Origin of the sequence: Oerskovia sp. NPDC057915, assembly GCF_042887685.1 — a bacterium.
GTDB lineage: Bacteria > Actinomycetota > Actinomycetes > Actinomycetales > Cellulomonadaceae > Oerskovia.
Window position 1 is genome coordinate 191,125 of the sequence record NZ_JBHVOS010000005.1, and the last position, 19,665, is coordinate 210,789.

Here is a 19,665-nt window from a genome sequence, read left to right on the forward strand (position 1 = left end):
GCCAAGTCCTCCCCACCCCAGGACGGCCAGAGCCGCCCTCCTCGCGGTGAGGAGGGCGGCCCGGGCCGTGTCACGGCAGCACGCTGACCGTGAGGGGTCAGCCGCGGACGCCCGCGGCGTCCTTGTCGAGGTCGTCCTCGGGCGAGGTCTCCGAGACGCCCACGGCCGCGTGCGGGTGACGCCGCTCGAGCGAGGCGCCCTCCACGTCGACGTCCGGCAGGATCTTGTCGAGCCAGCGCGGCAGCCACCAGGCCTTGTCCCCCGCGAGGTGCATGAGCGCGGGCACGACCATCATGCGGATCACGAACGCGTCGACCAGCACGCCGAACGCGAGCGCGAAACCGATCGGCCGGATCATCGCGCTGTGCGAGAAGATGAAGCCGCCGAACACCGCGATCATGATGATCGCCGCGGCCGTCACGACCGAGCGACCGGCCCTCACACCCTGCACGACCGCGATGCGCGCGGGAGCGCCGTGCGCGTACGCCTCACGCATGCCCGACCCGAGGAAGAGCATGTAGTCCATCGCAAGCCCGAACAGGATGCCCACCAGGATGGTCGGCAGGAAGTTCAGGATCGGGCCAGGGCTCTCGACGCCGAACACGCCGCCCAGCCAGCCCCACTGGTAGATCGCGACGACCCCGCCGAGCGCGGCGAAGTACGACAGGATGAACCCGAGCGTCGCGATGACCGGGACGAAGATCGACCGGAACACCAGCACCAGGATGATCAGCGACAGGCCGACCACGACCGCGAGGTAGACGGGCAGCGCGGACGCGAGCTTCTCAGAGATGTCGACGTTGCCGCTCGCCGAGCCCGCGACGCCGATCTCGTACGTCCCGTCGATCGGCGACATGTCGCGCAGCGTGTGCACGAGCTCCTCGGTCGACTCGCTCGTGGGACCCTCGGCGGGCACCACCTGGAACGCCGCGACCGAGCCGTCCTCGGACGTGCCGATGGGCGCGACCGCCACGACGTCGTCCTGGTCGAAGAGCGCCTGGGCGATCTCCACCTGGGCTGTCATGGACTCGGCCTCAGACCCCGCCTCGGCGGCGGGCAGGTCCGCGACGACGAGCAGCGTCCCGTTCTGCCCCTCGCCGAACTTCTCGGCCAGCGTCGAGTAGGCCTGGTACTGCGTCGAGTCGTGCGGCTCGGTCGAGCCGTCGGGCAGGTTGAGACGCAGGTCGAGCGCGGGCAGCGCGACGAGCAGCAGCGCCGCGATGCCGACGACGACACGGACGACGGCCCAGCCGGTCGACATGGGGCGGACCGCGGCGGGTGCCGGGGCGGCCTCCTGGGCACCCTGGGCCTCCTGGGTCGCGGCCACCGACGCGCCTGCCGTGCCCGCGAGGCGCGCACGCTCCTTCTTGCTGAGGATCCGCGCACCCACGAGACCGAGCAGCGCAGGCGTGAGCGTCACGGCGATGAGGACCGCGATCGCGATGCACGCCGCACCGACCGTGCCCATGAGCCCCAGGAAGGGGATGCCCGTGACGTTGAGGGCGAGCAGCGCGACGAGCACCGTCGTGCCCGCGAACACGACCGCGTTGCCCGACGTCCCGTTGGCCAGCGCGATCGACTCGTGCAGCTCGTCGCCCGCCTTGAGCTGACGACGGTGCCGGTTGACGATGAAGAGCGAGTAGTCGATCCCGACCGCCAGCCCGAGCATGAGCCCGAGCACGGGCGTCACGGACGCCATCTCGACGACCCCGGACAGGGACAGCGCACCGAGCGCACCGATGCCCACGCCGATCAGGGCCGTGAGGATCGGCAGGCCGGCACCGATGAGCGTGCCGAGCATGACGACGAGCACGACCGCGGCGACCAGCAGGCCGACGATCTCCCCCGCACCGATGATGCTCGGGGCGCCCATGGTCATGTCGGCCGAGAGGTTCACCTCGAGGTCCGCTGGGGCACCGTCGAAGACCGTGACGAGCGCGTCCTTGGTCTCCTGCGGGATCTCCATCTGCGGGTCCGCGAACGAGATCATGACGATCGCGGTCGTGCCGTCCTCGGAGACCATGCGGATCTCGGAGGCCATGTCGAGCAGCGTCGCGCCCTGCTCGAGCTGGGCGCTCTGCTCCTCGAGCTGGCTCGCACCGTCGTCGAGCACGGTCTGCTGCGTCTCGAGCGCGGCGAGCCCCTGGTCGATCGTCGCCTGCTGCGCGTCGAGCTGGGGCTGAGCCTGGGCGAGCATGCCCGCGGCCTCCGCCTGGGCCCGCGCCGCGTCGAGCTGGGCCTGACCGGCGTCCAGCTGGGCACGACCCGCGTCGAGCTGGGCCTGACCGGCCTCGAGCTGCGTGCGCCCGGCCTCGACCTGGGCGCGGCCGTCGTCGACCTGCTGCTGCTGCGCGGCGCGGTCCGCCTCGGTCACGAACGGGTCCATGACCGCCGTGACACCGTCGACGCTTGAGGCATCCGCGACGAGCGCCGCGATCTCGTCCTGCTGTGCCGTGGTCAGCTTCTCGCCGTCGGCCGACTGGACGACGACGGTCCCCGTCCCGCCCGACGCGTCGGGGAAGTCGCTCTGCAGGCGGTCGGTGACCTCCGCGGTGGGTGTCCCGGGGATCGAGAAGGTCGTCGCGAGGGTGCCGGCGCCCAGGGCGAACGCGACGCCCGCGGCGACGAGGATCGCGAGCCACGCGACGACCACCGTCTTCGCGCGTCGCGCCGACCAGCGGCCGACGCGGTAGAGAAATTCAGCCATGAGAGTCCTTCGGTTGCGCGCGAGTACGCGGATGGGTGGGTCAGCGGGTGCGGCGTGACGACGCGACCGGCTGGTGGCCGGTCCGGGTCGCGTCGAGGAGCCGTTCGAGCAGGTCGGTCCAGGCCTCACGCGTGGTGGGGTCGTCGACCGCACCCGTCACGTCGACCCAGCGGAGGTAGACGACGATCAGCCCGCTCATGAGCGAGCCGACGAGGAGCTCGACGTCGAACGGGTCGGCGTCGGGGTGGCTCGCGGCCAGCGCCACGGTGAGGCGCATGCTCACGTCGGCGAAGACCTTGATGAGGGTGTACGCGCGTCGGGGCGAGGGGCCACCCTCGTCGCCCAGCACACGGGTCAGGTACACCAGGGGGGTCACGAAGTCGGTCGAGCGCAGGGCGTCCGCGACCTCGTCGAACAGCGTGACGTCAGGCCTGTGCCCGACCTGGTGGTCGGGCACGCCCTGCTGGTCCGGCACGCCCTGCTGGTCGGACGCGATGGCGTCGAGCCGGTCGAGCGCCGCGCCGACGACCTCGCTGCAGACCTCGGTCACGACGTCGTCGAGCGACGCGAAGTGGTTGAACACCGTGCGCCGGGAGACGTCGGCGCGGTCCGCGAGCTCGTCGACCGAGAACCTCGTCCCGCCCGACTCCCCGATCAGGGCGGCGGCGGCGTCGACGATGGCCCGCCGGTGGCGGGCCTTGAGCGCAGCACGACGATCGACCGCAGGAAGGGACATGTCTCTACGCTAGGTGCATCGATGCACTCGGTGCAACAAACCTGGTCAGAGGCTGGGTCGGACCAGGTCCTATCGCTCGAACGTCCAGTTCTTGTCCGTCAGCATGCGGGCCACCGCGAGCCCGATCGCGAGCGCGACGATCACCAGCCCGGCCTCGACGGTCGACGCCAGGGCCTCGAGCGTGGCACCGCTGTTGAACTCGTAGACGGCCCGGTACGCCGTCACGCCCGGCACCATGATGACGACGGCGGGCACCGACATCGTGATGCGGGGCACCTTCATGGCGGGGGCGATGTAGGCCGCCAGGACACCGACGATGAGCGCGGTCGCCGCCGCAGCAGCCTGCGACGCGAAGCCCGCGTCGATGAGCTCGAGGCGCGCCACGTTCGCGACCATGCCGATCGACGCCGCGCCCACGGCCATCCTCCACGGGCTGTTGAACATCAACGCGAAGCCCAGCACCCCCGCGAAGCTCGCGAGCGCACGCAGCGCCACGAACAGCGTCTCGTCCAGGGCGGGCGGCGGGAGCCGGTCGGGCTGGAGCCCCGCGATCGCCGAGATCGCCCACACCGCCAGGGCCGCCGACGCCAGGATCATCAGGGCGTACGTCATACGTGCGATACCGGCCGAGAAGTCGAGCTTGGCGAGGTCGAGCGCCGCGGTCACCAGGGCGAACCCGGGGACGAGGAACAGGACCGCGGACACGTAGCCCGCCTCGTGGCCCCCCGCGACCCCCATCAGGTTCTCGAAGGCGAGCACGATCAGCAGGTAGGCCGACGCGGCCACGGTCGCCGCGAGCATCGTGGTGCCGAACTGGTTGATGCCCTTGTGCAGCATGGCCCGACGCACCATCTGGCCGAAGAACGCCCCGACGAACACGGCGCCGCACTCGATGACCCCGCCGTTGTTGAGGAACGCGAACGCCGCACAGGCGATCGCTGCCCACAGGGCGTTGAGGAACGCGCCGTAGAGCAGCGGCTTGGCGGCGATCCGTTCGAGCTCTGCGTCGACCTCCGCGGCCGTGACCTGCTCGGGCAGGTCGCCGACGTACGCCTCGAGCTCGGACAACCGGTCGGAGTTGATGCCGACGGCCCGGACCTCCGCCACCTCGGTGCGGAAGTTGCGGTCCCGGTACGACGTCGCGGTGATCTCCGTGAGCGTCACGTGCGCCGCCGTGCGGTCGAGCCCCAGCGCGCGACCCACACGCGTCATGTGGGACTTCACGCGGTAGCTGCCGGTCCCGGCCGAGAGTGCGAGGTGGCCGACCCTCAGGACGGTCCCCGACTGCCGCACCAGCTCGCTCGGCCCCAGGCCCGGTTCGTCGGTCGCGTCTGCTGTCACCCCGACATGATCGCCCGTCCGGCGCCCGCGTGCACCCAAGGCCCGGTGCGGTGAGACGGTCCGGTCCACGCTCCCCGACGGAGAGTCAGAATCCTCCCGAGGCGTCGAGAGGCCCCGGACCGCGCGGGTCCGGGGCCTCTCGGAAGGCGGAGGGCGAGGGATTCGAACCCCCGGTTGCTTGCGCAACAACGGTTTTCAAGACCGTCACATTAGGCCGCTCTGTCAGCCCTCCAGATTGCTCCGACGCACATTCTGGCACGCCCGAGCGGTCGGGCGCGCCGTGCGCCTCCCGACCGGGCACCACGATCACCGCACGACGACGGCGGGTCACCTGGGTGAGGTGACCCGCCGTCGTGCGGTGAGTCGTCGCGCGACGCACCCCGCAGGGTGGTCGCCGAGGGTCGGTTCAGGCAGCGCCCGAGCGGAGCTGACGCATCGCGAGCTGCACGAGCGAGATCAGCGTCTGCTTGGTCGCCGCACGCGAACGAGCGTCGGTGTAGAGCATCGGGACGTGGGCAGGGATCTGCAGGGCCTCGCGCACGTCCTCGAGCTTGTGCTTGGCCACGCCGTCGAAGCAGTTGACGCCCACCACGAACGGGATGCTGCGCGACTCGAAGTAGTCGATGGCAGGGAAGCACTGCTCCAGGCGATCGGTGTCGACGAGCACGACGGCACCGATCGCGCCGCGCACCAGGTCGTCCCACATGAAGAGGAAGCGGTCCTGGCCCGGGGTGCCGAACAGGTAGAGCCAGAGCGAGCCCGGCAGCTCGATGCGACCGAAGTCCATCGCGACCGTGGTGGTCATCTTGCGGTCGCTCACGCCACCCGCGTCGTCGACGCCCACCGAGTGCTCCGTCATCGCGGCCTCGGTGTTGAGCGGCTCGATGTCCGAGATGGAGCCGATGAAGGTCGTCTTGCCGACCGCGAACCCACCCGCGACGACGATCTTCACGACCGTCGGAGCGGTGCGCGTCGCCTGCGGGGCAGGGGCGGCCGCCGGAGCGACAGGCTGCGGTGCCGTCGTGGCCGGGCTCGCCTGAGGCGCGACCGGAGCCGTCTGGGGCTGGACCGGAGGCGTCTGGTGGACCGTCGGCGCCTGCTGCGTGGCGACGGGCGCGGGGCCCTGCGGTGCTGCAGCGGGCGCGCCACCGGGCTGGCCGCCCAGGACGCTCTGGCGCACCGGCGCTGCCGACGGCGAACCCGCGGACGGGGCCGTGGCAGCGGGAGCCGCGGCAGCGGCCGCCGGTGCTGCGACCGGTGCCCACGACGGACCGGCGGCAGGTGCCGACGCCCCGGGTGCGCCCGTGATCAGGGTGCCACCAGCAGCCTGCGGCTGGCCGGCAGCACCGTCAGAGGGTGGAAATGCCATTGAGAACACTCTCCAAGATGCTCAGGGACAGTCCCGAGTTGCTGCTGCCGTGGCCGGTGTGAACGTTGAGCGGGGTCGACGTGTGCACCGTGAGGTAGTTCTCCTCGGCGAGGTCGGCGACCAGGATGCGGGTGACGCCCAGGGGCATCCGCAGGAGCGCCGAGAGCTCGGCGATCGACACGTAGTTGTGCGCGGCGTGCTGGAGGATCGCACGCTTCTCAGGAGGCAGGCCGTAGCTGTTCACAGCACCCGGCATCACCTCGACCAGCGCCTCGAGCGGGAGGTCCGAGGTGGCCGAGCGGACACGTCCACCGGTCACCGCGTACGGACGCACCGTCGCGGCCTCGTACGAGTCCGAGCTGTGCGCTCCCAAGCTGCCAAAAGGTGCGTTCGTCATCGACCTGTCCTCATCCCACCGGGGCTCGTGTTGCTCCGTCAACGGGCAGGCTACCGCGCATCTCCGAGATGAGCTGAGGCGTCAACGTCGCCTCGGTGCGGGAGACGAGGAGCGCCATCTCGTAGCCGATCAGCCCGATGTCGCACGTCGACTCGGCGACGACGCCGAGGACCGACCCGTTCGAGACGTTCATGAGGAAGAGGAACCCGTTGTCCATCTCGACGATCGACTGGCGGACGTTGCCCCCGTTGAGCTGGCGGGCCGCACCGCGGGTCAGGCTCGACATGCCGGACACGATCGCCGCGAGCTGGTCGCCGCTCGTGCGGTCGAGCTGGTCCGACATCGCCATGAGCAGGCCGTCGGCCGACACCACCAGCGTGTGCCGGCTTCCCGGGACGGTCCGCACGAAGTTGTCGAGCAACCACCCGAAATTGGTTGCTTCGGTGCTGAGCGCGTTCACACTTCCTCCTTGTCAGTTGCCACAGTCGGCGTGCTGTACGTCACCGCGACTGCGGCGCTGAGTCGGGGACATCATTGCCGTGCGAGGCACGTTCCGTCGAACCTGTCTCGTCGTCGGCCTCGACCCGTCCCCGTGCGGTCGCCGACTGGAAGGCTGCGAGGCGTGCCCGCAGCTGCTCCGGGTCCCGATCGATCTTCGCCGTGAACCGGTCGACGTACTCCTCGCGGTTCACGGTCCGAGCCCGACGAGTCAGGCCCGAGCTCGTCACGTCCGTACGCTCCTGGGGGCTGTACGTCCCCGCGGAGTCGGCGTACGCCTTGCCCTGGACCTCCGGGCCGTTGCGCAGCAGGGTCGACATCTCCTCGTAGAGGACCGCGGAGGCGATCCAGTCCGAGCGCGCCTCGACCGAGTCGGACACGTAGCCAGGTTCCAGCGGCTCGATCGGCTCAGGGGCGGGACGACGCACGAGCGGCGTCGAACCGGCCGGTGCACCCGCGTGCTCGTGGCCCACCGTCGGAGCCGGGGCGGGGGCCTGCGGCGGGGCGAACGCGGTCGGCGGAGCGAACGCGGTCGGCGCGGCGGGCTGCTGGTAGGCGGCCGGCTGCTGGACCGGAGCAGGCTGCTGGACGGGCGCGGGCTGCTGGAAGGCCGCCGGCTGCTGCGTGGGCGGCACGCCGCCGGCCGGCTGCGACGCGAGCGCCGCGGCCGAGGGAGTCACGACGGGCATGGCGCCCGTACGGGGTCGACGGTTGAAGATGCCGCGCTTGCGCGCCTGGCTCTCTCGCAGCGACCTGCGCGTCGGCAGGTCGGCCATGAGGTCCTCGAACCTGGGGAGCGCCTCGAACGACAGCTCCTCCGGGATCTCCTCCCGGGCCTCCGGCTCGTGCGCGGCCTGCGCCGCGGGAGCCTGCTGCTGGACCGGCTGGACCTGCTGCTGCTCCTGTACCGGCTGCGCCGCGTAGGTCCGGGGCTCGCGGTACTCCTGCGAGGGCTGCTGCTGCACCGGGGCCTGGTACGCGTCGGCCGGGACGGTCGGAACCTCGTACGCCGGGGCCTGCGGCGCCGGCGCCGAGCGCTGCGGGAGCTCGGACACGGGGGCCGCGACGGCCTGCGACTCGCTGACCACGGGCGCCGAGCGCTGCGGGAGCCCGGGCGCCGGTGCGGTCTCGACGAACGTCGGCTCGCTCACGACCGGCGCCGCGGCCTCGGGCACCTCGACGACCTGAGCCGGTGCCTCGGTCGCGCCGAGCGGCTCGATCGCGAACTGCGGAGCCCACGTGCCGTCGTCGGGCACGAAGTCCGGGACGGAGATGTCGGTCGCCGACACGTCCGGCGCAGCGTCGAGCTCGACGGCCTGCTGCTCCGACGTGGACGTGTCCGCCGCGCCGAGAGCGCGGAAGCTCGAGAACATGGCCGAACGCGTGCTCACGTCGAGCACGGGGATCTCGGCCGACTGGGGCTGCAGGGGCGGCATGACGCCGGTGGTCTCCGCAGGGCTCGCGGCACGGGCCCGGCTCGGGAGCGAGCTGCCCGAGGAGGCCACGCCCTCGGGCGGGGACCAGGCCTCGGGAGCGGCCGGCAGGTCGAGCGGGAGCGACGGCGTCGCGAGCGGCGGCAGGATGATCGAGCCGGTCTGCGGACCGGGGACGAAGGAAGCGCTCGGCGCGGACCCGGCAGGGTCCATGCCGCGCGAACGACGACGGGGCATGCCCGTCGAGGTCGCGCCGTCGGTCAGCGCCGCGAGGTCGACAGGGATGGCGACGGGGGCGTCGTTGTCGATCTGCGGGGTCGTGGTCGTGGCCGGGCCCGAGTAGACGGGGGCCGACGGCTGCGTGGGAGGCGCGGAGAGCTGGTTGGCTGCGACCTGCGTGCGGTTGTCCAGCGGGTCGGTCGGCATCGGCAGCGGGACGTTCGAGTCCGGCACGAAGAGGACGTTGGGGAAGCTGACCGTGACGAGGGTGCCGGCACCCTCGGGGGCGCGCTCGAACGTGACGCTCGCGCCGAGGCGGTCGGAGATGCGCCCGACCACGTACAGGCCCAGTCGCTGCGACCCCACGACGTCCGAGGCGGCGTGCGCGTTGACCTTGCGGTTCGCCTCGACGATCTCCTCGGGCGTCATGCCCAGACCGTGGTCGCGGATGATGATCTTGACGAACCGCTCGTCGCGCGCGGTGCTGACCTCGACCGGCGTGTGGGGCTCGGAGAACATCGTCGCGTTCTCGAGGAGCTCGGCGATGAGGTGGGCCGCGTTGAGCGCGTTGTGCCCGAGCATCAGCGGGTCGACGACGAGGTTCAGCCGGACGCGGTCGTACAGCTCGATCTCGGACGACGCCGTACGGATGACGTCCGAGGCGGGCATGGGCTGTCGGACGCGACGACCCGAGTCGATGCCCGCGAGCACGAGGAGGGACTCGGCGTTGCGGCGCATACGGGTCGCGAGGTGGTCGAGGCGGAAGAGGTTCGACAGCGTGTTCGCGTCTTCCTCGGAGCGCTCGAGGTCGTCGAGGAACGCCAGCTGCCGGTTGAGCAGCACCTGGTCGCGACGAGCCACGTTGACGAACATCTCGGCGATCGAGCCACGCAGAGCAGCCTGCTCGCGGGCCACCTGGATCGTCGTGGAGTTCACGTCGTTGAACGCGTTCGCGAGCTGTCCGACCTCGTCGCTCGACTCGACCGTGATGGGCTGGATGTTGATGCCCGGGCCCTGGCCGGGCACCGAGACCTGCTCGACCATGCGCGGGAGCTGGTCACGGACGTCCTGGGCCGCGCTCGTGAGGCGGCGCAGCGGGTTCACGATCTGACGGGCGATGGCACCGGCCACGAGGATGCTGGCGCCGAACGCGACGAGGGTCACGAGGATGGTCAGGACGGCTCGCGTCACGGCCGCGGCCGCGATGTCCGACGCCGTCTCGCCGGCGTCCTTGCGGACCTCGTCACGGACCGGGGTCATGTTCGCGAGGTCGTTCGCGGAGGCCGTGGCCCAGTCCTCCTTGTTCGTCACACCGACCGCGGCGTTGGCCGCGAGCGAGTTTCGCAGGTTGACGTAGGAGCCGATCGGGGACGGGATCGCGAGCCCGGTGCGCAGCTCGCGCACCGCCTTGCGGGCCGCTGCGGCCTTGGTCTCCCCCTCGCTGACGAGTCGGGCGGCACGCTGGGAGTCGTCCAGGACCGCCGGGCTGACCTGGCCGCCGTTCGCCTGGTCCTGGGCGATGTCCTGGAAGAGGAACGAGACGACCGGGAGCTCGAGCGCGACCTGGCTCATGAGCACGTTCGACGCGACGTACGCGTCGAGCACCTGGGCCAGACCACGGTCCTGCGCGGTGTCGGCCAGCACGCGGGGCACGTCGAGCGCGTCGTCGATCAGGGTGTTGTACGACGACGTGAAGCCGAGCTCCTGGATCGTCTGGTTGTCGATCTTCTTGCGGAGCGCGTCCAGCTCGGCGCGGTCCTTGACGGTCGCGTCGACGGCTCGGGACACGCGGGGGTCCAGCATGGACATGTTGACGTCGCCGTACATGCGGTCACGTCGGTCGAGCGCCTTGTCGGTCTCGGCGCGCGCCGCCTCGACCAGCGCGTCGGCGTTCTCGACGCCGCGCACCCGCTGGAGCTCTGCGGCGCGCTCGGCGGCGACGGCCTTCCCGGCGACGTCCTGGGAGGCGAAGGCCTCCACCAGGGCGACGGTCTGGTTGGCCACGCGCGCCTCGTTGATCGCCTGAACCGAGAAGACCGTTGCGGCCAGGAACAGGACGAAGACAGGCAGCGCGAGTGCCGCAAGGATCTTCCCGCGAACGCTCAACCTGCGGAGCATACGAACCTCTCTCCATACCCTGTGACCAGCGGATCGTCGTGAGGTCCGGTCGGCTGCGACCATCCCCCACTCGCCAGACGTGCGTACTAACTATCGGTGCACTTGCCCCAGGGACCTAATCCGGTCATCCAGGGCAAGCCGGAGGCTTCGCGGAGGATTCCGACGAGGCCCGACACCCGCCCTCGTCGACGAGGTCGTAGTGTCTTTCACGTGCGAGCCGTCACGATAGCCGCCCCGGGTGGCCCAGGGGAACTCACCGTGTCCGACCTCCCTGCCCCCGTCCCGGGGCCGGACGAGGTGCTGATCGACGTCGTCTCGAGTGGCGTGAACCCTGCTGACCTGCTACAACGCGCCGGAAAGTACCCTCCGCCACCAGGTGCGCCGGTATGGCCGGGTCTCGAGGTTTCTGGTGTGATTTCGTCCGTCGGGTCCCGTCTCACAGGATGGGACGTCGGCGACGAGGTCGTCGCGCTCCTGGACGGGGGCGGCTATGCGGAGAAGGTCTGCGTCCGCGCGTCCCAGGTGCTCCCCCTGCCGGACGGCGTCTCGCTCGTCGACGGCGCGGCCCTCCCCGAGGCGGTCTGCACGGCGTGGAGCAACCTGGTCGACGTGGGCCGCCTCGCCCGCGGCGAGGTGCTGCTCGTGCACGGCGGGTCAGGAGGGGTCGGGTCGGTCGCGACGCAGGTCGGTGCGGCGCTCGGCGCACGCGTCGTCACGACCGCCGGCGGACCGGAGCGCGTGGCCCGCTGCCTCACGCTGGGAGCGGACGTCGCCGTCGACCACCGGACGCAGGACTTCGTCGCCGCGGTGCGCGAGTCCTCGGGCGGTGCGGGCGCGGACGTGGTGCTCGACGTCGTCGGGGCGGCGTACCTGGGCGACAACCTGCGGGCGCTCGCCACGGGCGGGCGGCTGGTCGTGATCGGGCTGCAGAAGGGCCGTCGCGGCGAGCTCGACCTGGGCATGCTGCTCGCGAAGCGTGCGTCGGTCGCCGGGACCACGCTGCGCGCCCGCCCGGCGCAGGAGAAGGCCCGGCTCGTCCAGGACGTGCTGACGCACGTGTGGCCCCTGATCGAGGACGGGCAGGTGCAGCCCGTGGTCCACGCGCGGCTGCCGCTCGAGCGGGCGGCGGACGCTCACCGCCTCATGGAGTCGGGCGAGGTGTTCGGCAAGGTCCTGCTCGTGCCGTGAGCCCGGGCCGTCGCGCGCAGGGTCGGTTCGGGACAGACTGGGTCCATGAGCGACGACGCACGCGGCGACCTGTCCCCCGACCCGTCCGAGCCCGCTGCCCCGGAGCGCGGGAACGGGCAGGGCGCCGACACCGACGACGGGGCGAGGCGCGGGTACACGGTCGTCGCCCCGGACGGGAGCGAGGTCCCGTCGCAGGACGACGCCGGCCAGGACAGGACGAGCGAGGAGCGCGACCCGGGCGCGGCCGTCGAGGAGCCCGCGAAGGTCATGCGCATCGGCGGCATGATCAAGCGGCTGCTCGAGGAGGTCCGCGACTCGCCGCTCGACGAGGCGGCCCGCAGCCGGCTCGCCGAGATCCACGAACGGTCGCTCAAGGAGCTCGAGGAGGGCCTCTCGCCCGAGCTCGTCGCGGAGCTGCACCGCATCTCGCTGCCCTTCTCCGACGACGCGGTGCCGTCCGACGCCGAGCTGCGCGTCGCGCAGGCACAGCTCGTGGGGTGGCTCGAGGGACTGTTCCACGGCATCCAGACCGCCCTGGTGGCGCAGCAGATGGCCGCGCAGGCGCAGCTCTCGCAGATCCGCCGTGCGCTGCCCCCGGGGGCGCTCCCGGTCCCCGGCATGCCGGGGCAGCCCGGGCACCCCGCGCAGCGCGAGGGGGACGATGCCCGCCCGTCGCCCGGCCAGTACCTCTGAGGACCTCTCCGGGCGCTCCCGGCCGGGAGACGGCTACGCGGGCGGCGGGTCGGTCCGCTGGGCGGTCATGGCGATCGCGCCGGAGACGAGCAGCAGTCCGACGAGCTCGAGCCACGAGGGGACCTGCTGGAGCACGACGGCGCCGATCACCACCGCGGTCGCCGGCAGCATCGCGAGGAGCACCGAGAACGTCGCCGCGCTGACGCGCCGCAGGATGAGCTGCTCGAGCACGTAGGGCACGACGGACGAGCAGACCGCGATCCCGACGACCGCGAGCAGCAGCCGCCAGTCGTCGAGCACCGCGCCCGACGACGGTGCGAGGAACGGCGCGAACACGAGCGCCCCCGCGGTCATCGCCACGGACAGCGACGTGACCCCGGACCCGGCGAGCGCGACGCGGCGCCCCAGCAGGATGTACGCGGCCCAGCAGGCCGCCGCGATGCCGATCGCGGCGAGCCCGATCACGACGTCCTCACGCGGGAGGTCCGACGTCAGCGTCACGCCCGCGAGCAGCACGACGCCGACGGCCGCGACCGCGATGCCACCGCGCTCGCGCCAGCCGCGCCCGGTGATCGCCGCGACGGCCACGGGGCCGATGAACTCGATCGCGACCGCGGACCCCAGGGGCAGGTGGTCGATCGCGACGTAGAAGGTCACGTTCATCGCGGCGAGCGCCACACCGAACACCGTGGCCCACGCGAGCGTGCGCCCGGTCCAGCGTTGCCGCCACGGCCGTCGCCAGGCGAGCAGCAGGAGGGCCGCGACGACGATGCGCAGCCAGGCGACCTCGGGCGCCCCAACGACGGCGAACAGCCCGACGGCGATCGCGGCGCCGAGGTACTGGGTCAGCCCCGAGACGACGAAGAGGGCAGGCGGTGGGATCCGGCCCGCCACGCTACCGAGGGCACGACCGGGACGCGAAGACACGAGTCGACCCTACGTCGGCCCGAGCGACACCCAGGACAGGCGGAGCCGGACCCGTCCGGGCGGCCGGGCGACGCCGTCGGGCGCGCGACGCCGTCCCTGCCGCGGCGACCCGACGACGGCACCCGAGCCCCGCCGTCGGACGACCGACACCTCCCCGCCCGACGGCGGAGCGGGTGCCTCACCCCTTGACGGAACCCGCCAGGAGACCCCGGACGAAGTACCGCTGCAGCGCCAGGAACACGATGAGCGGCACGATCATCGACACGAATGCGCCCGCGGTGAGCAGGTGCCAGGCGTTGCCGCGGGTGCCGGCGAGGTCGGCGACCGCGACGGTCAGGGGGCGCGAGTCCTGGTTGGCGAACGTGAGGCCGACGAGGAGGTCGTTCCACACCCACAGGAACTGGAAGATCGCGAACGATGCGATGGCCGGGACGAGCAGCGGCATGAGGACCTGGAAGAAGATCTTGACGTGCCCTGCGCCGTCCATACGGGCGGCCTCGATGAGGGACGACGGGATCTCCTTCATGAAGTTGTGCAGGAGGAAGATCGCGAGGGGCAGCGCGAAGATCGAGTGGGACAGCCACACGGTCCAGAACGAGCCGTTGATGTCGGCGTCGACGTAGGCCGCGAGCAGCGGGATGAGCGTGATCTGGATGGGCACGATCTGCAGCGCGAACACCGCGACGAACAGCAGGTTGCGTCCCTTGAAGTCGATCCACGCGAACGCGTAGGCGGCGAGGAGCGCGATCGAGATGGGGATGACGACCGCGGGCAGGGTGATGACGATCGAGTTCACGAAGAACGACGCGAGGTCGGCCGACCCGAACAGGACCTCGTCGTAGTTGTCGAGCGTGAACTGCGGGTCGCTGAGCGTCGTCCACCAGCCGGACCGACGGATGTCGAGGGCGGGTCGGAAGGACGTGACGAGGAGGCCGATCGAGGGGATCGTCCACAGGATCGCGATGATGATCGCGAGGCCCGACGCCCACGGAGAGCTCAGCCTGCCCTTGACGGCGATGGCCCGTCGTTCGGCGCGCGAGAGCTTGCCGACGCGCTGGATGTCCTTGGACGCCTCGGCGTCGACGGAGGCGGGCAGCGTGGGCGGGACGGCGGTCATCGGACCTCCTCGGAGAGGCGGAGCTGGCGGACGTTGTAGACCACGATCGGGATGACGAGGACGAACAGGATGACCGCGAGCGCGGCTCCCAGTCCTTCGTTGGACTGGCGGAAGCTCTGCGTGTAGAACTCGTTCGCCACGACCGACGTCCCGAACTGGCCGCCCGTCATGGTCCGGACGATGTCGAAGACCTTGAGCGTGCCCATGGCGATGGTCGTGATGACGACGACGAGCGCGGGGCGGATGCTGGGCACGGTGATGTACCGGAACATGCCGATCCCGTGGAGCCCGTCGAGGCGCGCGGCCTCCACGATGTCGTCGGGGATCGCCTTGATGGCGGCCGACAGGATCGTCATCGCGAAGCCGGTCTGGATCCAGACCATGACCACGATGAGGAACAGGGTGTTGGTCGGCTGGTTGATGAGGAACTGCTGCGGGGGGATGCCGATCCACACGAGCAGCTGGTTGAGGAGGCCCGTCTGCTTGATGTTCGCCTGGTCGGGGCGGTACTCGTAGACGAACTTCCAGATGATCGAGGCGCCCACCATGGAGATGGCCATGGGCAGGAAGACGAGCGCCTTCGCGACCTTCTCGAACCGGGTGCGGTCGACGAGCACGGCGTACACGAGGCCGATGAACGTCGAGACGATCGGCACGAGGATGACCCAGATCGCGGTGTTGCGCAGGACGATCTGGAACTGGTCCGTGGTGAACGCCGTGACGTAGTTGTCGAGTCCGACCCACTCGGCCCCGGTCCTGTTCTTGAACGACGAGAGGATGGTCAGGATCCCGGGGTAGACGAGGCCGAAGATCACGAGGAGGACGGCCGGCCCGAGGAAGCAGAGGACCACGACCCAGCGCGGGACACGTTTGGGCTTGTCGACCGCGAAGAGCAGGCCACCCATCACGACGACGAACAGGAGCATCGCGAAGACCATCAGGCCGAGCTTCTCGGCGGTGGTCTCCGGTGAGGTGAAGAAGTCCATGGGGGCCTCCGGTCTGCCCGACGGCGGCGGCGGGCTGGGGCGGTTCGGTCACCCGCGGTCGTGGCCGGGCGGGTGGGGTGCTGCGCTGCTGCTCGGCCACCCGCGGGGACGTGCTGAGCCGGGGCCCGTCGCGTGGACGACGGGCCCCGGCTCCTCACGCCTCGGTGCGGGCGTCCTCGGTCAGGAGGCCGGCCAGGACGCCTCGATCTGGTCGACGACCTCCTGCGTGCTGGCCCCGGTGAGCCAGTTGACGATGCCCGTCCAGAACGTCCCGGCACCGACGGCACCCGGCATCAGGTCGGACGCGTCGAAGCGGCTCACGGTCTGGGGGTCGGCGAGGATCTCGGCCGAGAGCTTGTCGAACTCGGTCGAGAGGTTCTCCGGGTCGAGCCCCTTGTTGGCGCTGACCCATCCGCCGTCGGGCGTGGCCTTGGCCTTGGCGTTGGCCCACTCGGCGCTCGACAGGTACGTCTGGAAGGCCTGGACCTCGGGACGGTCGTTGAACGCGGCGACGAACTCGCCGCCGACCTCGACGGGCTTGATGTCGGTCTGGTTGGTGGGCAGGTAGAACGCGAAGACGTCGCCCTCCTTGGACACGTCGGTGCCCTCGGGGAACTGGGTCTGGTAGAAGTTCGCGGCGCGGTGCAGGAAGCACGTCCCGTCGAGCAGGCCGAAGCCCGCGTCGGTCCACGGGGTCGTGGCGATCGAGTCGACGCCTCCGAGGCCTGCGTTGACCATGGCCGGGTCCTTGAGGACCTCGCCGGCGGTGTCGAACGCCGTGACGACCTGCGGGTCGTTGAAGGGGATCTCGTGCTTGTACCACTGGTCGTAGACGTCCGGGCCCGCGGTGCGGAGCATCATGTCCTCGACGAAGTCGGTGCCCGGCCAGCCGGTCGCGTCACCGGACTCGACCCCCGCGCACCAGGGGAGCGCGCCGTCGTTGTCCTCGGAGTACTGCTTGGACAGGGCCATGAGGTCGTCCCAGGTCTCGGGGACCTCGTAGCCACCGTCGGAGAACGCCGACGGGGAGTACCAGACGTAGGACTTGACGTTGGCGCCGAGCGGGGCGGCGTAGAAGACGCCGTCGACCGTGCCGTAGTCCTTCCAGGAGGCCTCCCAGTTCTCGTCGACGTTCTTCGCGGTCGCGTCCGGCGCCGGGACGATGGTGCCGGTGTCGTTCACGATCGTCTGGAGGAGGCCGGGCTGCGGCAGGTAGGCGATGTCCGGTGCGTTGCCTGCCTTGACGCGGACGAGGAGCTGGGCCTCGAACTCGCGGGACCCCTCGTAGTCGATCGTCACGCCCGTGCAGTCCTCGAACGGCTTGTAGGAGTCCTTCTGGGTCTGGGCCTCGGGGTCGACGATCGAGGTGTAGACGTGGACGGTCTTCCCACTGATGTCGCCGAACTCCTCGTAGGGGGCGCAGTCGATGCTGGATGCGTCTCCTCCGCTGGAGCTCTCGTCGTCCCCGCTCCCGCCGCTGCTGCAGGCGGTGAGCACGATGGCGAGGCTCGCACCACCGGCGACGGCCGCGAGCGCGCGGCGCTTGAGTGACACGGTGCTTCTGGTCATGATCTTTCCTCCACAACGTTGTGGTGCTGACATCGCGGTCGGCCCGCAGGTGTCGCGGCCCGTCGCCCTCGACTTGGCCGCCCCACTGCAATGCAAGCGTTTACATCCTGGTTGCGCAAGCGCAGGAGGCCTGTTCGCGAGTAACGATTTCGTTACTCATGACGCCTCGCAACCGCTCACCGTGGTCACGCTCCCACCCGAAGTGACCTGCGGAAGCCCGTCGACGTGCCAGGAGCCGAGGCCCAGCCGCACGAAGCGTGGCCCGGCGCGGCACGATCACCGACGACGCGGCTGCGACGTCGACGACCGGCGGACCAGGTGCGTCGGGTACGTGAGGCTCTCCGGCACCGGGGCACCGTTGATCATCTCCATCAGGAGCATCGACGCGTCAGCACCCTGCTGGTAGGCGTCCTGACCGATCGTCGTCAGCCCCACGAGCTCGCCCAGGTCGTGCCCGTCGACCCCGACCACCGACAGGTCGCCCGGGACGTCCAGCCCCAGGTCGCGCGCAGCAAGGATCGCCCCCATGGCCATCTCGTCCGACGCCGCGAAGATCGCCGTGACGTCGGGGCGCCGCCGCAGGAGCTCCTTGGTCGACGAGCGCCCGCCCGCGACGTCGAACCCGCCGTTCACCACGAGGTCCGGCGACGGCTCGATGCCGGCCTTCCTGAGCGCGCGCTCGTACCCCGTCGACCGCTCGACCGGGGGCGACCACGAGGAGACCAGGTCCGGCTGGCCCGTGATGTGCCCGACGACCCTGTGCCCCAGGTCCAGCAGGTGACGGGTCGCGAGCGAACCCGTCCGCACGTCGTCGAGGCGCACCGTGACCTGGTCCGCCGGCCCCGAGCCCACGAACGCCAGAGGCGTCCCCAGCGCCACGAGCGAGGCCACCTCGTCGTCCTCGAGCGGGAGCCCGACCACGAGCGTGCCGTCGACACGGCGCCGCAGGACCGTCGGGTCGACCTTGCGGCGCGGGCGCCCGTCGTCCACCTCGAACGTGTAGAGCAGCACGTCGTAGCCCACCGAGCGCAGCGCGCGCTCCGCACCCTCGATGACGTTCGCGAAGAACCACCGGTTCACCCAGGGCGTGATCACGCCGATCGTCCGGGTCCGGCCCGTCGCGAGCGACGCCGCCGACGGCGACGGGACGTACCCCAGCCGCTCGGCCTCCGCCCGGACGCGCGCCCGCGTCGAGGCCGACACGTTCGGCAGTCCCCGCAGCGCGCGCGAGACCGTCGCCGTCGACACACCGGCCGCTTGCGCTACGTCGTCAATTCCTGCCACGAGGAGCGATTCTCCCCCGTCCACGAGGCAGAAGCGATTCACGGCGCGGGCGGGCCGGGGTGATCCGGGCGCCCTGCGGGCCCGCGAGGTGGGACCGTGCTGGCCCCGCGGGCCTGCGAGGTCCCCCACGGTTGCACCCCGGGCACCCTCCCGTGACACCCTGGGAGCAGGCCGGACGACGCCGCGACCTCCCGCGGCGGCCCGGCGCCTACCCGCACGCACCGGAAGGAACACCATGATCGAGCTGAGGACCCCCCGCGAGATCGAGCAGATGCGCCCGGCGGGCCGCTTCGTCGCGGACGTCCTCACGCAGGTCGGCGCGGCCGCGAAGGTCGGCGTCAACCTGCTCGAGCTCGACGCGCTCGCCCACCGCATGATCAAGGAGCGCGGCGCCGAGTCCTGCTACATCGACTACCACCCGTCGTTCGGGGCGAGCCCCTTCGGCAAGGTCATCTGCACGTCGGTCAACGACGCCGTCCTGCACGGCCTGCCGTACGACTACCGTCTCCAGGACGGCGACCTGCTGAGCCTCGACTTCGCGGCCTCGGTCGACGGCTGGGTCTCGGACAGCGCGCTCTCGTTCGTCGTCGGGACCCCTCGGGCAGGCGACCGGGGTGCCGCCGACCAGAAGCTCATCGTCGCCACCCAGGACGCCCTCGCCGCAGGGATCGCAGCCGCGCGGCCGGGCAACAAGGTCGGTGACATCTCGGCCGCGATCGCCGCGGTGGGACGCGAGGCGGGCTACCGGATCAACACCGACTTCGGCGGTCACGGCGTGGGACGCACCATGCACGGCGACCCGCACGTGCCCAACGACGGCCGCAAGGGCCGCGGCTTCCCGCTCAAGCCGGGTCTCGTGATCGCGATCGAGCCGTGGTTCCTGGAGACGACCGACGAGATCTTCACCGACCCCGACGGCTGGACCCTGCGCAGCGCCGACGGCTCGCGCGGCGCCCACTCGGAGCACACCGTCGCGATCACGGAGGACGGGCCGCTCGTCCTGACGGCGCGCGACTAGGCGTTGCTCCCTGGGTGCCGAGGTAGACCCGTGCGCGTGAGGTAGACCTCCCGGAGGTCTACCTC

15 protein-coding genes and 1 tRNA gene are annotated in these 19,665 nt (G+C 71.1%); 3 read left to right on the forward strand and 13 right to left on the reverse strand.

Annotated features, from left to right (window positions below; genetic code table 11):
* Positions 1–97: 97 nt before the first annotated feature.
* The 8 genes from ACFVQ3_RS05450 to ACFVQ3_RS05485 all read right to left on the reverse strand — a co-directional run bounded on the left by ACFVQ3_RS05450 (position 98) and on the right by ACFVQ3_RS05485 (position 10,806).
* Positions 98–2,707, reverse strand: coding sequence for an MMPL family transporter (locus ACFVQ3_RS05450; RefSeq protein ID WP_387636039.1), 2,610 nt, complete (start codon positions 2,705–2,707; stop codon positions 98–100).
* Positions 2,708–2,747: 40 nt separating this feature from the next.
* Positions 2,748–3,443: a TetR/AcrR family transcriptional regulator gene (locus ACFVQ3_RS05455; protein WP_387636042.1), complete on the reverse strand. Its 696-nt coding sequence runs from the start codon at positions 3,441–3,443 to the stop codon at positions 2,748–2,750.
* A gap of 69 nt (positions 3,444–3,512) precedes the next feature.
* Positions 3,513–4,784, reverse strand: a complete 1,272-nt coding sequence (locus tag ACFVQ3_RS05460) for a threonine/serine exporter ThrE family protein (RefSeq protein ID WP_387636045.1) — start codon at positions 4,782–4,784, stop codon at positions 3,513–3,515.
* A gap of 147 nt (positions 4,785–4,931) precedes the next feature.
* Positions 4,932–5,016: transfer RNA gene (locus ACFVQ3_RS05465), tRNA-Ser, on the reverse strand.
* A gap of 174 nt (positions 5,017–5,190) precedes the next feature.
* Positions 5,191–5,736 (reverse strand): ATP/GTP-binding protein, encoded by a 546-nt coding sequence (locus tag ACFVQ3_RS05470; protein ID WP_387636086.1) that lies wholly within the window; start codon positions 5,734–5,736, stop codon positions 5,191–5,193.
* A 397-nt stretch (positions 5,737–6,133) separates the two neighbouring features.
* Positions 6,134–6,550, reverse strand: coding sequence for a DUF742 domain-containing protein (locus ACFVQ3_RS05475; protein ID WP_030151140.1), 417 nt, complete (start codon positions 6,548–6,550; stop codon positions 6,134–6,136).
* A gap of 10 nt (positions 6,551–6,560) precedes the next feature.
* The gene (locus ACFVQ3_RS05480) at positions 6,561–7,010 is read right to left on the reverse strand and encodes a roadblock/LC7 domain-containing protein (RefSeq protein ID WP_030151141.1); all 450 of its coding nucleotides are present in this window, start codon (positions 7,008–7,010) and stop codon (positions 6,561–6,563) included.
* 40 nt (positions 7,011–7,050) lie between these two features.
* On the reverse strand, positions 7,051–10,806 hold the full coding sequence (locus ACFVQ3_RS05485) for an ATP-binding protein (protein WP_387636048.1): 3,756 nt from the start codon (positions 10,804–10,806) through the stop codon (positions 7,051–7,053).
* Between the two features lie 222 nt (positions 10,807–11,028).
* Between ACFVQ3_RS05485 and ACFVQ3_RS05490 the strand changes: the two genes are divergently transcribed.
* The gene (locus tag ACFVQ3_RS05490; protein ID WP_387636051.1) at positions 11,029–12,006 is read left to right on the forward strand and encodes an NAD(P)H-quinone oxidoreductase; all 978 of its coding nucleotides are present in this window, start codon (positions 11,029–11,031) and stop codon (positions 12,004–12,006) included.
* A 45-nt stretch (positions 12,007–12,051) separates the two neighbouring features.
* Entirely contained in the window at positions 12,052–12,699 is a 648-nt protein-coding gene (locus ACFVQ3_RS05495; protein ID WP_387636053.1) for a bacterial proteasome activator family protein, read from the forward strand.
* Positions 12,700–12,732: 33 nt separating this feature from the next.
* On the opposite strand, the gene ACFVQ3_RS05500 is transcribed toward ACFVQ3_RS05495, so the two are convergent.
* The 5 genes from ACFVQ3_RS05500 to ACFVQ3_RS05520 form a co-directional block, all read right to left on the reverse strand.
* On the reverse strand, positions 12,733–13,593 hold the full coding sequence (locus ACFVQ3_RS05500) for a DMT family transporter (RefSeq protein WP_387636056.1): 861 nt from the start codon (positions 13,591–13,593) through the stop codon (positions 12,733–12,735).
* 211 nt (positions 13,594–13,804) lie between these two features.
* Positions 13,805–14,743 carry a carbohydrate ABC transporter permease gene (locus ACFVQ3_RS05505; RefSeq protein ID WP_387636059.1) on the reverse strand — a complete coding sequence of 313 codons (939 nt, stop codon included), beginning with the start codon at positions 14,741–14,743 and terminating at the stop codon, positions 13,805–13,807.
* On the reverse strand, positions 14,740–15,729 hold the full coding sequence (locus ACFVQ3_RS05510) for a carbohydrate ABC transporter permease (RefSeq protein ID WP_387636063.1): 990 nt from the start codon (positions 15,727–15,729) through the stop codon (positions 14,740–14,742). Before ACFVQ3_RS05510 ends, ACFVQ3_RS05505 begins: the two co-directional genes overlap by 4 nt.
* A gap of 180 nt (positions 15,730–15,909) precedes the next feature.
* On the reverse strand, positions 15,910–17,298 hold the full coding sequence (locus ACFVQ3_RS05515) for an ABC transporter substrate-binding protein (protein ID WP_387636066.1): 1,389 nt from the start codon (positions 17,296–17,298) through the stop codon (positions 15,910–15,912).
* Between the two features lie 276 nt (positions 17,299–17,574).
* Positions 17,575–18,582 carry a LacI family DNA-binding transcriptional regulator gene (locus tag ACFVQ3_RS05520; RefSeq protein ID WP_387636069.1) on the reverse strand — a complete coding sequence of 336 codons (1,008 nt, stop codon included), beginning with the start codon at positions 18,580–18,582 and terminating at the stop codon, positions 17,575–17,577.
* Between the two features lie 235 nt (positions 18,583–18,817).
* On the opposite strand from ACFVQ3_RS05520, the gene map reads away from it, so the two are divergent.
* Positions 18,818–19,600, forward strand: coding sequence for a type I methionyl aminopeptidase (map, locus tag ACFVQ3_RS05525; protein ID WP_387636072.1), 783 nt, complete (start codon positions 18,818–18,820; stop codon positions 19,598–19,600).
* The last annotated feature ends 65 nt before the right edge of the window (positions 19,601–19,665 follow it).

Bases quoted from the DNA above. Each gene is read 5' to 3' on its own strand.
- ACFVQ3_RS05450 (WP_387636039.1), bottom strand. From the start codon at position 2,707: ATGGCTGAATTTCTCTACCGCGTCGGCCGCTGGTCGGCGCGACGCGCG.
- ACFVQ3_RS05475 (WP_030151140.1), bottom strand. From the start codon at position 6,550: ATGACGAACGCACCTTTTGGCAGCTTGGGAGCGCACAGCTCGGACTCG.
- ACFVQ3_RS05515 (WP_387636066.1), bottom strand. From the start codon at position 17,298: ATGACCAGAAGCACCGTGTCACTCAAGCGCCGCGCGCTCGCGGCCGTC.
- ACFVQ3_RS05455 (WP_387636042.1), bottom strand. From the start codon at position 3,443: ATGTCCCTTCCTGCGGTCGATCGTCGTGCTGCGCTCAAGGCCCGCCAC.
- map (WP_387636072.1), top strand. From the start codon at position 18,818: ATGATCGAGCTGAGGACCCCCCGCGAGATCGAGCAGATGCGCCCGGCG.
- ACFVQ3_RS05510 (WP_387636063.1), bottom strand. From the start codon at position 15,729: ATGGACTTCTTCACCTCACCGGAGACCACCGCCGAGAAGCTCGGCCTG.
- ACFVQ3_RS05495 (WP_387636053.1), top strand. From the start codon at position 12,052: ATGAGCGACGACGCACGCGGCGACCTGTCCCCCGACCCGTCCGAGCCC.
- ACFVQ3_RS05505 (WP_387636059.1), bottom strand. From the start codon at position 14,743: ATGACCGCCGTCCCGCCCACGCTGCCCGCCTCCGTCGACGCCGAGGCG.